Below are 12,894 nucleotides of genomic sequence, written 5' to 3'. Positions count from 1 at the left end.
TAAGGTATATGAAAAAGATTGAAGCAATTATCCGTAAAACCAAGTTCGAGGAGGTGAAAGATGCACTTCTGGAAGCGGACATCGAATGGTTCTCTTATTACGATGTAAGAGGTATAGGTAAATCACGTCAGGGGCGCATCTACCGTGGCGTAGTGTATGACACAAGTTCCATAGAACGAATACTTGTTTCGATAGTAGTACGCGACAAAAATGCAGAAAAAACCGTGCAGGCCATTATCAAAGCAGCGCAAACCGGAGAAATCGGTGATGGCCGTATCTTCGTTATCCCCATAGCAGATGCCATTCGCATCCGTACCGGCGAACGGGGAGACATTGCACTTTATAATGCCGAACAAGAACGATAAACGGCAAAACACAGAAGTCCCGATATTCATCTCCAGGCCTTCCCATCAGTACTAACAGGTATTACAAATCAACAGATTAACATTATGGATACATATAGAAAACGCAGCATTACAACACTGCGTATAGCCGGTGCTATGCTTTTTGCACTGTGCTTCGCGACAGAAACACTCGCTCAGGAAATATCGACTGCCATCAACGATGCATCGGCAACGTCCACAATAGCTGTGACGGAAATAGCCGCCACAACAATAGAAGTTCCGGATACGGAAACGCCTCCGAACACCGTAGAAGAACTTGCCAACGGATTAAACACCGTATGGATGATGCTTGCAGCCATGCTGGTATTCTTCATGCAGCCGGGATTCGCACTGGTAGAAGCCGGTTTCACACGAGTAAAAAACACTGCCAACATCCTGATGAAAAACTTCGTCGATTTCATGTTCGGCTCCCTGCTCTATTGGTTTATCGGTTTCGGCCTGATGTTCGGCGCAGGCGGATTCATCGGGATACCACACTTCTTCGACCTTTCATTCTATGATGGCGGAGGATTGCCATCCGAAGGCTTTCTGGTGTTCCAGACGGTATTTTGTGCCACAGCAGCCACCATCGTTTCGGGAGCTATGGCGGAACGTACCAAGTTCTCCATGTACCTCATCTACACAGTCTTCATCAGTGTACTGATCTACCCCATCTCCGGGCACTGGACATGGGGTGGCGGCTGGCTGATGAACGGTGAAGCAGATTCTTTCATGATGAACCTTTTCGGAACGACTTTCCACGACTTTGCCGGTTCAACGGTGGTACACTCCGTAGGTGGCTGGATAGCCCTGACAGGCGCTGCCATTCTCGGTCCGCGTATCGGGAAATACGGAAAAGACGGAAAATCAAGAGCCATTCCCGGACATAACCTTACGATTGCCGCTTTAGGCGTATTTATCCTTTGGTTCGGCTGGTTCGGTTTCAATCCCGGCTCACAATTGGCAGCCGCCGCCACAACCGATCAGATAGCCATCTCACACGTATTTCTCACTACCAACCTCGCTGCTTGCGCCGGTGGATTCTTTGCCCTGACAGTGAGTTGGTGGCGATACGGGAAGCCGTCTCTGTCATTCACATTGAACGGTGTCCTCGCCGGACTGGTAGGCATTACAGCCGGATGTGACTGTGTATCGGCAACGGGAGCTGTGCTGATTGGCGCTATCTGCGGTATTGTTATGATATTCTCAGTCGATTTTATCGACAAGGTGTTAAGGATAGACGATCCGGTAGGTGCAAGTTCGGTACATGGTGTCTGCGGTTTTCTCGGAACGATACTCACCGGATTATTCTCCACAAGTGAAGGTGTATTCTATACAGGTACATTCGGATTCTTCGGAGCACAGCTATTCGGTGCCGTGATCGTAGGTTGTTGGGCGGCCGGCATGGGTTTCATCATCTTCAAGTCGCTCGATAAGATTCACGGGTTACGTGTTCCGGCACGTATCGAAGAAGAAGGACTCGACATTTACGAGCACGGAGAGTCGGCATACAACTGATGATTTATGGATTATGATTTATGAACTATGAATTGCTATGCAGATCAACAGCATAGGTTGTTCATAAATCGATAAACCATAATTCATGAACCATAAAAATCATAAATTCACAATTTCATAATTCATAAATCCCTAAAGCTTATGTCAAAACTTAGATTCAGAGTTGTAGAGACAGCTTTCAAGAAGAAAGCGGTGGAAGTGGTTACTCCCACAGAACGCCCTTCGGAATATTTCGCGAAGTATGTGTTCAACAAAGAGAAGATGTTCAAGTATCTGTCAAGCAGAGTGTACAACAAACTGACTGACGTAATTGATAACGGTGCTCCGCTGGATCGTAGTATTGCCGATGAAGTGGCTGCCGGAATGAAAAAGTGGGCCATTGAAATGGGAGCTACTCATTATACGCACTGGTTTGCTCCACTCACCGAAGGTACAGCCGAAAAACATGATGCTTTTGTAGAGCACGATGGCAAAGGAGGAATGATGGAAGAGTTTACAGGCAAATTGCTCGTTCAGCAAGAGCCGGATGCTTCTTCCTTCCCCAATGGCGGTATACGCAATACATTCGAAGCACGCGGATACTCCGCATGGGATCCCTCATCACCGGCATTCATCGTAGACGATACTTTGTGCATCCCCACTATTTTCATCGCTTATACAGGCGAATCGCTCGATTACAAGGCACCGCTTCTCAAAGCACTGAGGGCAGTAGATAAAGCGGCTGTCGATGTTTGCCATTATTTCAATCCGGAGGTGAAGAAAGTAATCGCCTACTTGGGTTGGGAACAAGAATACTTTCTGGTGGATGAAGGTCTTTATGCCGCCCGTCCCGATTTATTGATGACAGGCCGTACACTGATGGGGCACGACAGCGCTAAAAACCAACAGTTGGAAGACCATTATTTCGGTGCTATCCCTACCCGTGTGGCAGCTTTCATGAAAGATCTCGAAATTGAGGCCTTAAAATTAGGAATACCCGTCAAGACCCGTCATAACGAAGTTGCCCCGAACCAGTTCGAGTTGGCTCCCATCTTCGAAGAATGTAATCTGGCAAACGATCACAACCTGCTCATCATGTCACTGATGCGTAAGGTAAGCCGCCGTCACGGATTCCGCGTATTGCTACATGAAAAACCGTTCAAGGGTGTAAATGGCAGTGGAAAACACAACAACTGGTCATTGGGTACAGATACAGGTATCCTGTTGATGGGACCGGGTAAAACACCGGAAGACAACCTCCGTTTTGTGACATTTGTAGTCAACACGTTGATGGCCGTCTACCATCACAACGGATTATTAAAAGCATCCATTTCAAGCGCAACAAACGCCCATCGCCTGGGTGCCAATGAGGCACCTCCTGCAATCATCTCTTCCTTCCTCGGAAAACAGTTGTCACAAGTACTGGAACATATCGAGGAAAGTACGAAAGACGACTTGGTAAGTCTCGGTGGAAAACAGGGTATGAAACTGGATATTCCACAGATTCCGGAACTCCTAATCGATAACACCGACCGGAATCGTACCTCTCCTTTTGCCTTCACCGGAAACCGCTTTGAGTTCCGCGCAGTAGGTTCGGAAGCCAACTGTGCCAGTGCCATGATTGCCTTGAACTCTGCTGTTGCCGCTCAATTGAAAAAGTTTAAGAAAGATGTCGATACTCTGATAGAAAAAGGAGAACCGAAAATCTCTGCTATCCTCGAAATCATCCGTAAATACATTAAAGAATGCAAAGCCATTCACTTCGATGGCAACGGATACAGTGACGAATGGAAAGAAGAAGCCATGAGGCGTGGTTTGGATTGCGAGACCAGCGTACCCCGCATTTTCGACAATTATCTGAAACCGGAAACAATCTCCCTATTCGAATCGGTCGGTGTAATGACGAAAAAAGAACTGGAAGCCCGCAATGAGGTGAAATGGGAAACGTATACAAAGAAAATCCAAATCGAAGCCCGTGTATTAGGAGATCTGGCAATGAACCACATCATCCCGGTTGCCACCCGGTATCAAACGGATTTGATAGATAATGTATACAAAATGAAATCTCTCTTCCCCGAAGAAAAAGCCGCCAGATTATCTGCCAAAAATCTGGAACTTATCGAAGAGATAGCTGACCGTACCGCATTCATAAAAGAGCATGTAGATGCTATGGTAGAAGCCCGAAAAGTAGCAAACAAAATAGAGAGTGAACGCGAAAAAGCCATTGCCTATCACGACACTATCGTACCGGCTCTGGAAGAAATCCGTTACCACATCGACAAACTCGAACTCATTGTCGACAATCAGATGTGGACACTTCCCAAATACAGGGAATTATTATTTATCAGATAGACGTAAATAAGGAATAACAGAATAGGGATTAGTGATAAACAGCTACGCTATACATGAAGCATGACACTAATCACTATTTCTTATTTCTTTTGTTGGTTGTTTTAAGTTTGCAGAGGAGGATTGCCGTGAGGCAGGCCTCTTCTTATTTCTTATTCTATAATCTTTGCATCCTCTATATCATCCGATACAGGTTTCTGCGGCTTACGACGGGTAAACTTAAACCAATTGATCAATTCGGAAACTGCGTAAACAAGACTACTGATACCAATAATCATAAATGCCGTGTTACGTGCTCCTGTGGGATTGAACAACGCCACAATACCGGCAAGCAGGATAAGAGACGGCACCACATAGAATGCACCGGGCACTATTGTCCAACGGCGTGCCATCGAAAGTGAGGCAATCTGCTGTACACCTCCCAAAATCAATATGAATCCTAAAAGGAACATCAATACATCGGCAAAGAAAGCCGGCATTATTATCAACCAAAGGCCGAAAAGCAAGCTACCCGTTCCTTCTATCGGGAAACGGCGCGACACACCTTCCTCGGGTTTGGATCCGAAATAACTGATAAGAGAAATCAAACCGGGAATAAGAAACAATACCCCAAGTGTAATCACAAGATACTGCACCGCAACATCCGGCCAGAGAACAAGTACTAAACCGATAATCAATGCACAGACAATACGGACAAGAGAATAATTCATCGTTTTCATAATTTTCTATCTATTTTTAACAGGCTTCAGCCCAATCCTTTTGCGAATATACGTGTTTCTATCTACATATTAAAACAACAAACAAGTTTTGTAATAAGTTCATAGCAAAAATGTAATATTCATTACATCTCACTCCCGTACTTTTGCAAAAACAAATTTATAGATACTCACTCTCATGAAATCAGACGAAGAAAAATCTCAAAACCTCTATATAGAGCGGGACATCAGTTGGATGTACTTCAACCATCGTATCTTACTTGAAGCAACCCGACCGGAAGTTCCGATACTGGAACGACTCACCTTTTTAGGTATTTATTCCAACAACCTCGACGAATTTTTCCGAGTTCGTGTAGCTACACTAAACCGCATAGTAGAATACGCCGATAAAAACATAAAAAAAGAGCAGAACATCGCAACTCAAACACTAAAACAGATAGGCAAACTGCATAACCGCTACTGCAAACAATTCGAAGACACCTTTGCTACCATTACGGAAGACTTAAAACAAGAAAATATATATATAGTAAAGGAAACCGAGTTATCAATAGAACAAGGCGAATTCATAAATTTCTTCTACCGTAACCAACTAAATGGCTCTACTAATCCGCTTTTCCTTACCAATTCCTGTTCACTGGGTGAACAAACGGATGAAGACATTTATCTTGCTGTCCGCCTTATACGACAAACCCCGGAAAAGAAAACTAAGGAAAAGGATTACGCCATTATCCCACTCCCTGCTACCGAATTCGGACGCTTTATCCGTCTGCCGGACTCTGAAGGAAAGATTCATCTAATGTTTCTGGATGATGTTATTCGTTATTGTTTACCAATGATTTTCGTCGGTATGAAATATACAGACTACGAAGCGTACACATTCAAATTCACCAAAGATGCCGAAATGGAAATGGACAGCGATCTTCGCACCGGAGTATTACAAAAGATATCAAAAGGAGTAAAAAGCAGGAAAAAAGGAGAACCAATTCGTTTCGTTTACGATGAAAGTATGCCGAAAGATCTGTTGAAAAAACTAACCCATCTATTAAATGTGGATAAAAGTGATACGCGTGTGGCAGGCGGACGATATCATAATTTCAAAGATTTGATGAAGTTTCCCGATTGCGGACGAAAAGATTTGAAATATCCCGTATGGCCGCCCCTTTTCAAATCCGAACTAAACGGAATGGAAAGCTTGATAACACTCATTCGCCAAAAAGACAGATCTTTACATTATCCGTATCATTCTTTCGATACATTCATACGAGTACTACGCGAGGCAGCTATCAGTAAAGAAGTGAAAAGCATCAAGATGACCCTCTACCGGTTAGCAAAAGATTCAAAAGTAGTAAAAGCGTTAATTGCCGCCGCTCGTAATGGAAAGAAAGTAACAGTAATCATCGAACTGCTGGCGCGTTTCGACGAAGCTTCCAACATAAATTGGAGTAAAAAATTACAAGACGCCGGAGTACATGTCATTTTTGGTGTAGAAGGGTTAAAAATTCACTCCAAACTTCTGCATGTCTCGACCAGATATGGAGATTTTGCCTGTATCAGCACCGGCAATTTTCATGAAGGAAATGCACGCATGTATACAGATTATACAATTATGACGGCACACCGTCCCATCGTACGGGAAGTAAACTACGTGTTCGAGTTCATAGAAAAGCCATATACCCCCATCGTATTCAAGGAATTACTTGTATCGCCCAATGATATGCGTAAGAAATTCATTACCCTTATCAATAAAGAAATAAAAAATAAAGAACAAGGCAAAGAAGCTTATATCTTGTGTAAGGTGAACCATATCACCGACAAAGTACTGATAGAGAAGCTCTATGCCGCATCTGCTGCTGGAGTTAAAGTAGACTTAGTAGTACGAGGCAATTGCTCACTTGTCACCGGAATATCGGGAATAAGTGAAAATATCCAGATTAACGGAATCATAGACCGTTATCTGGAACATTCGCGTATCTTTATTTTCGCCAACAATGGTGAGGAACGTTATTACATCGGTTCGGCAGATTGGATGCCCCGTAATCTGGACAATCGCATCGAAGTCATAACACCAGTATATGATAAAGAAATACAAAAGGACCTGAAACGCATAGTCGAATATGGACTTAGAGATACTGCAAAAGGTCGAATTGTAGACGGAAGCGGAGAAAATCGTCCGTGGCAAACGAAAGAACATACATTATTCCGTTCACAAGAAGAATTATATAAAAGTTATAAGATATAATGAAAAAAGTAAACTATGCCGCCATCGATATCGGCTCTAATGCTGTACGCCTCCTGATAAAACGTGTAAATGAAGAGGGTTCACCCGAAGGATTAATGAGTAAAGTTCAGCTTATCCGTATTCCCCTAAGATTGGGTGAAGACGCTTTTACTTCCGGAGAAATTTCCACAGAAAAAACAGAAAAACTCATCCGTCTTATGAAAGCCTACCGGCAACTCATGAAAATATATGAGGTAACCGATTATCGTGCTTGTGCCACATCGGCCATGCGTGATGCTCGCAACGGAAAAAGTATTGTTCGCAAGATAGAGAAAAAAACGGGAATACGTATCGAAATCATCGATGGACAAGAAGAGGCTCATATCGTGTATGATAATCACATCGAACAACTCTTCGAACCCGGAAAAAACTATCTATATGTAGATGTAGGCGGTGGCAGTACAGAAATCAACCTCATAAGTGAAGGAGAACTGAAAAGTTCCCGCTCGTACAATATCGGCACGGTACGTATGCTCAGTGGAATGGTGAAAAATGAAGAAAAAGAGCAGATGCATACCGATTTGGAAGTATTGGCTAAAGAATATGCCCCCATTCACATTATCGGTTCGGGAGGTAATATCAACAAATTATTCCGTTTGGCAGATAAAAAAGACAAGAAACAATTATTTCTTCCACTCGCTTCCTTACAAGATATATATCGAACTTTGAAAGATTTACCTAAAGAACAACGCATCAAACTGTTTAAGTTAAAACCCGACCGGGCAGATGTAATTGTTCCGGCAGCAGAAATTTTTATGGAAGTAGCGACAAGAGTACAAGCGAACGGAATCATCGTGCCTACTATCGGACTTTCAGATGGTATCATCGATAGCTTATATACAAAGAACAGACAATGGATGCAATAACTTTTTTTTCGGGATACGGGTGACAGTACCAACGTAATTGCAATATTGACAAGTTCGGACGCATTGTCTTTTCAAAGCAGGTAGGATAAGGGAGTTTTATGAGAAATGGTATATAATTCAAAACACTATATATCATATATTTAAATTGGGAAATTTTCAAGAAAAGAATACATATTCATCAATGAAAGAAATTAATATTAACATAGTATTAAAATGCATTCTTTACCATAATAAATATGTATTCTTCTCTTAAGAATTTAACGTCTTGTTGAGCAGAAAACAATACTTGAAAAAGACGACTAACAAAATTAAGAGGAATGTCTTTAACGGGAAAGTTTACAATGCACTTTCCAATATTTCTTTGGCAACTTTACCTGTCACATCTTCATTCTCGCCGTATTTCGCTCCACGGGCATTAAAACGCCGTTCTATTTCTTCAATCGTTTCTTTGCCGATACCCTCTTCACTTAATCGGGTAGTCAGACCCAATGAACGGAAAAATTCTTCCGTACGTCGGATAGCCTCATCAATGCGTTCTTCCCGAGTGCCGGAAGTGATTCCCCATACTCTTTCGCCATATTGCAGTATCTTATCTCCTTTCGATTTACGCAGTACGCGTAAAGTAGCCGGATAAACGATAGCCAACGTATGACCATGTGTCAATCCGTGCAGAGCAGTCAGTTCATGACCAATCATGTGAGTAGCCCAGTCCTGTGATACCCCCATAGCAATAAACCCATTCAATCCCATCGTAGCCGAAAGCATGAAGTCTGCCATCAACTGATAGTCATGCTGGTTCTCGCGGATTTTCGGTGCAATCTCTACGAGTGTTTGCAGAATCCCCTCTGCCCAACGATCCATAAGGCGGCTTTGTCCCGGAGTCGTCATATACTGTTCTACTACATGTACAAAAGTATCAGCGATACCACAAGCCACTTGATGAGGGGGCAACGTAAATGTTACTTCGGGATCCAGAATCGAAAATAACGGATAATTGGCATAAAAAGGATACTTCTCCTTTGTTTCGTGCCTCGATATGACAGCACCGTTGTTCATCTCAGAACCCGTAGCAGGCAATGTCAGTACGGTAGAAAGAGGAACAGTATCCGTCACAGGACGTCCGGCTGTTACTAAATCCCAGGCATCACCTTCATACAACAATCCGGCAGAAATCAATTTCGTTCCGTCTATCACCGAACCACCACCTACTGCCAGCAGATAATCCACCTTATTTTCTTTCCCCAAAGCAATTGCTTTTCTTAATGTCTCAATAGCCGGATTGGGTTCTATCCCCCAAAACTCCACCGTGAAATAACCTTTAAGGGCCTCTTTCACTTGCTGGTATACTCCATTCTTTTTCACACTTCCTCCGCCGAAAGTAATCATGATCCGTTTATCGGACGGGATCTCCTTGCTCAACCGGGCAATCATCCCACGGCCCATAATGAGCTTAACAGGATTTTGAAAAATAAAATTATCCATCATTTTTTACTCTTTATTTTAATAACAGATACAAAGATAGCAATCTTGCCACAATATCAGAACAGTTTCCTACAAAAACAATTGGCTACCCATTTCACGAGAAAAGCAGCCAATCATTGTATCAATTTACGGGAAGCCATGCATTTATATCTTCAGCTACAAAAAGCCAGTACAACAATAATAAAATAAAAATAACGACAGCAATTGCTATAAGAACTTTCCTTTGTTTCATAATTGGTTTCTGTTTTTAAATATGAATTGCATAAAGAAACAAATCTAAGAAAGAAAATGTTTATGCAGCAAGTTTATTTTTAAGTGATCACTTGTGCTGACAATATTTATAACAATTTAAGGACAATAAGTATAACAAACGATTTAGAAAAATGATTTTTTTTGAATTAAACAAAATTATTGCCATGTGAAGAATACAAAAAAATCACCAAACAAAGAAGCTAAAAAAGTACACGAATAAACAATTAAAAGAAAGAGTTTCCTCACGATTAAAATATTAAAAACATGGTATTCCACAATTATAGTATCATTGTTGTAAAATTAAAAGTTGTGTATAAAAACTTCAATTTCATCATATACAATATTTATACACAACTTTTAAAACATTACGATCTACTATTTACTACCATAAAAAGTATATGTATTAGATCCTGTAGCAAAAGTTAAATTTATATTCTGATCAATAACAGTTCCATTTACAGCTTTTGAACTAGAAGATAATTCATAGGAATTTCCATTCTGCATAATATCAAGAATAACAGATTTTAAATGCAAATCTATTTCGTCACAATCTACAACTACAGATATCGCGTTGTCCGACTTTCTAGTCAATGTTGCATAAGCAGTAAACTGTTCTGTATATCCTATAACACTTAATTTACCACTATAATCTCCAGCTATAGTGGTCGCTATATCTGTAGGGATATCATCATCATCTCCACAGCTTACCATACAAACACTCGTTACTACCATCACTAGTAACATAGATAAATACTTCATTGTTTTCATACGTTTTAATGTTTAATTTATTTTCTGCAAAAGTATGGCAAAGAAGTTAAAGAAAGAACAAAAACATATTGCAGAAATGCCACAGAATTATCGCGAATCATGCAGTTGTTCTTTCTCCTTTACGTAATCAGACAAATCAGAAAAGAAATCTTTACCTAAAAGAATAGAAATTCGGACAAGAAGATTCGTATCAATACTTTCTTTTTGAAACAGACGATAAATATTAGAACGGTCACAAGATAGTTTGCGTGCAAACCAAGTGATACTTCGTTCCTGTTTCTCTAATTCTTCCTTTATCAAAATACCAATAGGCTTCATTGTAACGAATAATCCCATACATACTCCCCATGTGTGGCAATTAGTTCAACTTCTAAGATAGGCATAATAAAAAACGTGGGAGTCTTTGTTCACTTATCCCACAAGTAGGCTTCTCGCATTGCCCTAGAAAAGGATAAGCAACACAAACAACCCACGTTCATACGATATTATTGAGCACACCAAAAATTTGGTGTACCTATAACACACATACGAAGGAGATGTTTCGTTGCGTTTTCTCCTTTTCTTAATAAATTTTGCGAGAATTTACTTGTAGAAGAATACGTTCAAAACGTCTTTCAAATATGTCTTATCTTTCTTGTTCCTAATATATAGGAAGGAAAGACTATGCAAAGATAGTACTTTCTATTATAATATACATATGAAAAAAACTTTAAAGAGGAAAATTTAAACAGGAACCAATATTTTTAACCAAAAAGATATTATTTGAGAACGAACTATATTGAGCATAATAAAAAAAAGACAGATTTTATTTGTAGTTTCAAACAATGTGCTTATATTTGCCCCCGTTAAACAATAAAAGACAATGAGAACAATGTTAGTAAATACATATTGGTGGTGGCGCCTATTACAACTCCGACAGTCGTAAGGGAGCAGTGCTCGTATGTATATACCTCAATAAAGATATAACAGATTTGAAAGGGCCCTGTCGCAACTTGCGGCAGGGCCCTTTTTATTTTCCGGCCATTATCGGAAACCGGGATTGCCGGTACTACCAAACAGAGTTCAATTATAAAAAAGAAAAATATATGAAAAGTTATCAAGTTGACAAAGACGGTTATTATGGAGAGTTCGGCGGAGCATACATCCCCGAAATACTTCACAAATGTGTAGAAGAACTGACAAACACTTATCTGACCGTATTGAATGACGAAAGTTTCAAGCAGGAGTTCGACCAATTATTGCGTGATTATGTGGGCCGTCCTTCCCCACTCTATCTGGCACGCCGCCTCTCGGAAAAATATGGATGTAAAATATACCTGAAACGAGAGGACCTCAATCATACGGGAGCCCATAAAATAAACAACACCATCGGGCAGATACTTTTGGCGCGCCGCATGGGAAAAACACGTATCATTGCCGAGACGGGAGCCGGACAACATGGCGTGGCAACAGCTACCGTCTGTGCATTGATGAATATGGAATGCATCGTCTATATGGGGAAAACAGATGTGGAACGCCAACACGTCAATGTGGAAAAGATGAAAATGCTCGGAGCGACAGTCATTCCGGTAACATCGGGAAACATGACGCTGAAAGATGCCACCAACGAAGCCATACGCGACTGGTGTTGTCATCCGGCAGATACATACTACATTATCGGTTCTACAGTCGGCCCTCACCCGTATCCGGACATGGTAGCACGTCTGCAATCAGTCATCAGCGAAGAGATAAAAAAGCAGTTGAAAGAGAAAGAAGGACGTGACTGTCCCGATTATCTGATTGCCTGTGTAGGCGGTGGCAGCAATGCAGCAGGTACTATCTATCATTATCTGGATGACGAACGTGTGCGCATCGTATTGGCCGAAGCCGGAGGAAAAGGTATAGAAACCGGCCAGACTGCGGCTACTATCCAACTGGGTAAAATGGGTATCATCCACGGAGCACGAACTTTCGTTATCCAAAATGAGGACGGACAAATCGAAGAACCGTATTCCATTTCTGCCGGACTGGATTACCCCGGCATCGGCCCGATACATGCCAATCTTGCCTCACAACACCGGGCTACGGTAGTGGCAATTAATGACGATGAAGCCATAGAAGCCGCATACGAACTGACAAAACTCGAAGGCATCATCCCGGCACTGGAATCTGCACATGCCCTCGGAGCATTGAAAAAAATTAAATTCAAACCGGAAGATGTGGTGGTATTAACCGTTTCGGGACGAGGAGACAAGGATATTGAAACCTATTTAGTTTGAATAATCCATGTATAGTAGTCAAGTAGTCAAGTAGTCAAGTAGTTA

The 12,894-nt window shown here is 41.6% G+C and carries 10 protein-coding genes; 6 read left to right on the top strand and 4 right to left on the bottom strand.

Annotation, left to right across the window (positions count from 1 at the left end):
* Positions 1-8 precede the first annotated feature (8 nt).
* From RB604_RS12895 to RB604_RS12885, 3 genes are all read left to right on the top strand, one after another.
* Positions 9-365 carry a P-II family nitrogen regulator gene (locus RB604_RS12895; RefSeq protein WP_005923325.1) on the top strand — a complete coding sequence of 119 codons (357 nt, stop codon included), beginning with the start codon at positions 9-11 and terminating at the stop codon, positions 363-365.
* Between the two features lie 84 nt (positions 366-449).
* Complete coding sequence (locus RB604_RS12890) at positions 450-1,901, top strand: ammonium transporter (RefSeq protein WP_005923328.1); 1,452 nt, start codon at positions 450-452, stop codon at positions 1,899-1,901.
* 141 nt (positions 1,902-2,042) lie between these two features.
* On the top strand, positions 2,043-4,232 hold the full coding sequence (locus tag RB604_RS12885) for a glutamine synthetase III family protein (protein WP_005923331.1): 2,190 nt from the start codon (positions 2,043-2,045) through the stop codon (positions 4,230-4,232).
* 149 nt (positions 4,233-4,381) lie between these two features.
* Here RB604_RS12885 and RB604_RS12880 read toward each other — a convergent pair whose 3' ends face one another.
* Positions 4,382-4,948, bottom strand: a complete 567-nt coding sequence (locus tag RB604_RS12880; RefSeq protein WP_007480510.1) for an HdeD family acid-resistance protein — start codon at positions 4,946-4,948, stop codon at positions 4,382-4,384.
* A gap of 175 nt (positions 4,949-5,123) precedes the next feature.
* On the opposite strand from RB604_RS12880, the gene RB604_RS12875 reads away from it, so the two are divergent.
* Together RB604_RS12875 and RB604_RS12870 are read left to right on the top strand one after the other, a co-directional pair.
* Positions 5,124-7,184, top strand: coding sequence for an RNA degradosome polyphosphate kinase (locus RB604_RS12875; protein WP_007480509.1), 2,061 nt, complete (start codon positions 5,124-5,126; stop codon positions 7,182-7,184).
* Positions 7,184-8,089, top strand: a complete 906-nt coding sequence (locus RB604_RS12870; protein WP_005923338.1) for a Ppx/GppA phosphatase family protein — start codon at positions 7,184-7,186, stop codon at positions 8,087-8,089. The genes RB604_RS12875 and RB604_RS12870 overlap by 1 nt, the downstream gene beginning before the upstream one ends.
* A 336-nt stretch (positions 8,090-8,425) precedes the next feature.
* Here RB604_RS12870 and RB604_RS12865 read toward each other — a convergent pair whose 3' ends face one another.
* From RB604_RS12865 to RB604_RS12855, 3 genes are all read right to left on the bottom strand, one after another.
* Positions 8,426-9,571 carry an iron-containing alcohol dehydrogenase gene (locus tag RB604_RS12865; RefSeq protein WP_007480508.1) on the bottom strand — a complete coding sequence of 382 codons (1,146 nt, stop codon included), beginning with the start codon at positions 9,569-9,571 and terminating at the stop codon, positions 8,426-8,428.
* A 627-nt stretch (positions 9,572-10,198) separates the two neighbouring features.
* Positions 10,199-10,591, bottom strand: a complete 393-nt coding sequence (locus RB604_RS12860; RefSeq protein ID WP_005923345.1) for a hypothetical protein — start codon at positions 10,589-10,591, stop codon at positions 10,199-10,201.
* 87 nt (positions 10,592-10,678) lie between these two features.
* A complete protein-coding gene (locus RB604_RS12855; RefSeq protein WP_005923347.1) occupies positions 10,679-10,927 on the bottom strand; it encodes a hypothetical protein in 249 nt (82 codons plus the stop codon).
* Positions 10,928-11,676: 749 nt separating this feature from the next.
* On the opposite strand from RB604_RS12855, the gene trpB reads away from it, so the two are divergent.
* The gene (gene trpB / locus RB604_RS12850; RefSeq protein ID WP_007480507.1) at positions 11,677-12,849 is read left to right on the top strand and encodes a tryptophan synthase subunit beta; all 1,173 of its coding nucleotides are present in this window, start codon (positions 11,677-11,679) and stop codon (positions 12,847-12,849) included.
* Positions 12,850-12,894 lie beyond the last annotated feature (45 nt).

The sequence above is a fragment of the Bacteroides salyersiae genome (assembly GCF_031172035.1).
Taxonomy (GTDB): Bacteria; Bacteroidota; Bacteroidia; order Bacteroidales; family Bacteroidaceae; genus Bacteroides; species Bacteroides salyersiae.
This window is presented reverse-complemented; position numbering and strand designations above follow the sequence as displayed.

Excerpts from the sequence above, each read along its gene's own strand:
- RB604_RS12895 (WP_005923325.1), top strand. The coding sequence starts at position 9 with ATGAAAAAGATTGAAGCAATTATCCGTAAAACCAAGTTCGAGGAGGTG.
- RB604_RS12890 (WP_005923328.1), top strand. The coding sequence starts at position 450 with ATGGATACATATAGAAAACGCAGCATTACAACACTGCGTATAGCCGGT.
- RB604_RS12885 (WP_005923331.1), top strand. The coding sequence starts at position 2,043 with ATGTCAAAACTTAGATTCAGAGTTGTAGAGACAGCTTTCAAGAAGAAA.
- RB604_RS12880 (WP_007480510.1), bottom strand. The coding sequence starts at position 4,948 with ATGAAAACGATGAATTATTCTCTTGTCCGTATTGTCTGTGCATTGATT.
- RB604_RS12875 (WP_007480509.1), top strand. The coding sequence starts at position 5,124 with ATGAAATCAGACGAAGAAAAATCTCAAAACCTCTATATAGAGCGGGAC.
- RB604_RS12870 (WP_005923338.1), top strand. The coding sequence starts at position 7,184 with ATGAAAAAAGTAAACTATGCCGCCATCGATATCGGCTCTAATGCTGTA.
- RB604_RS12865 (WP_007480508.1), bottom strand. The coding sequence starts at position 9,571 with ATGGATAATTTTATTTTTCAAAATCCTGTTAAGCTCATTATGGGCCGT.
- RB604_RS12860 (WP_005923345.1), bottom strand. The coding sequence starts at position 10,591 with ATGAAAACAATGAAGTATTTATCTATGTTACTAGTGATGGTAGTAACG.
- RB604_RS12855 (WP_005923347.1), bottom strand. The coding sequence starts at position 10,927 with ATGGGATTATTCGTTACAATGAAGCCTATTGGTATTTTGATAAAGGAA.
- trpB (WP_007480507.1), top strand. The coding sequence starts at position 11,677 with ATGAAAAGTTATCAAGTTGACAAAGACGGTTATTATGGAGAGTTCGGC.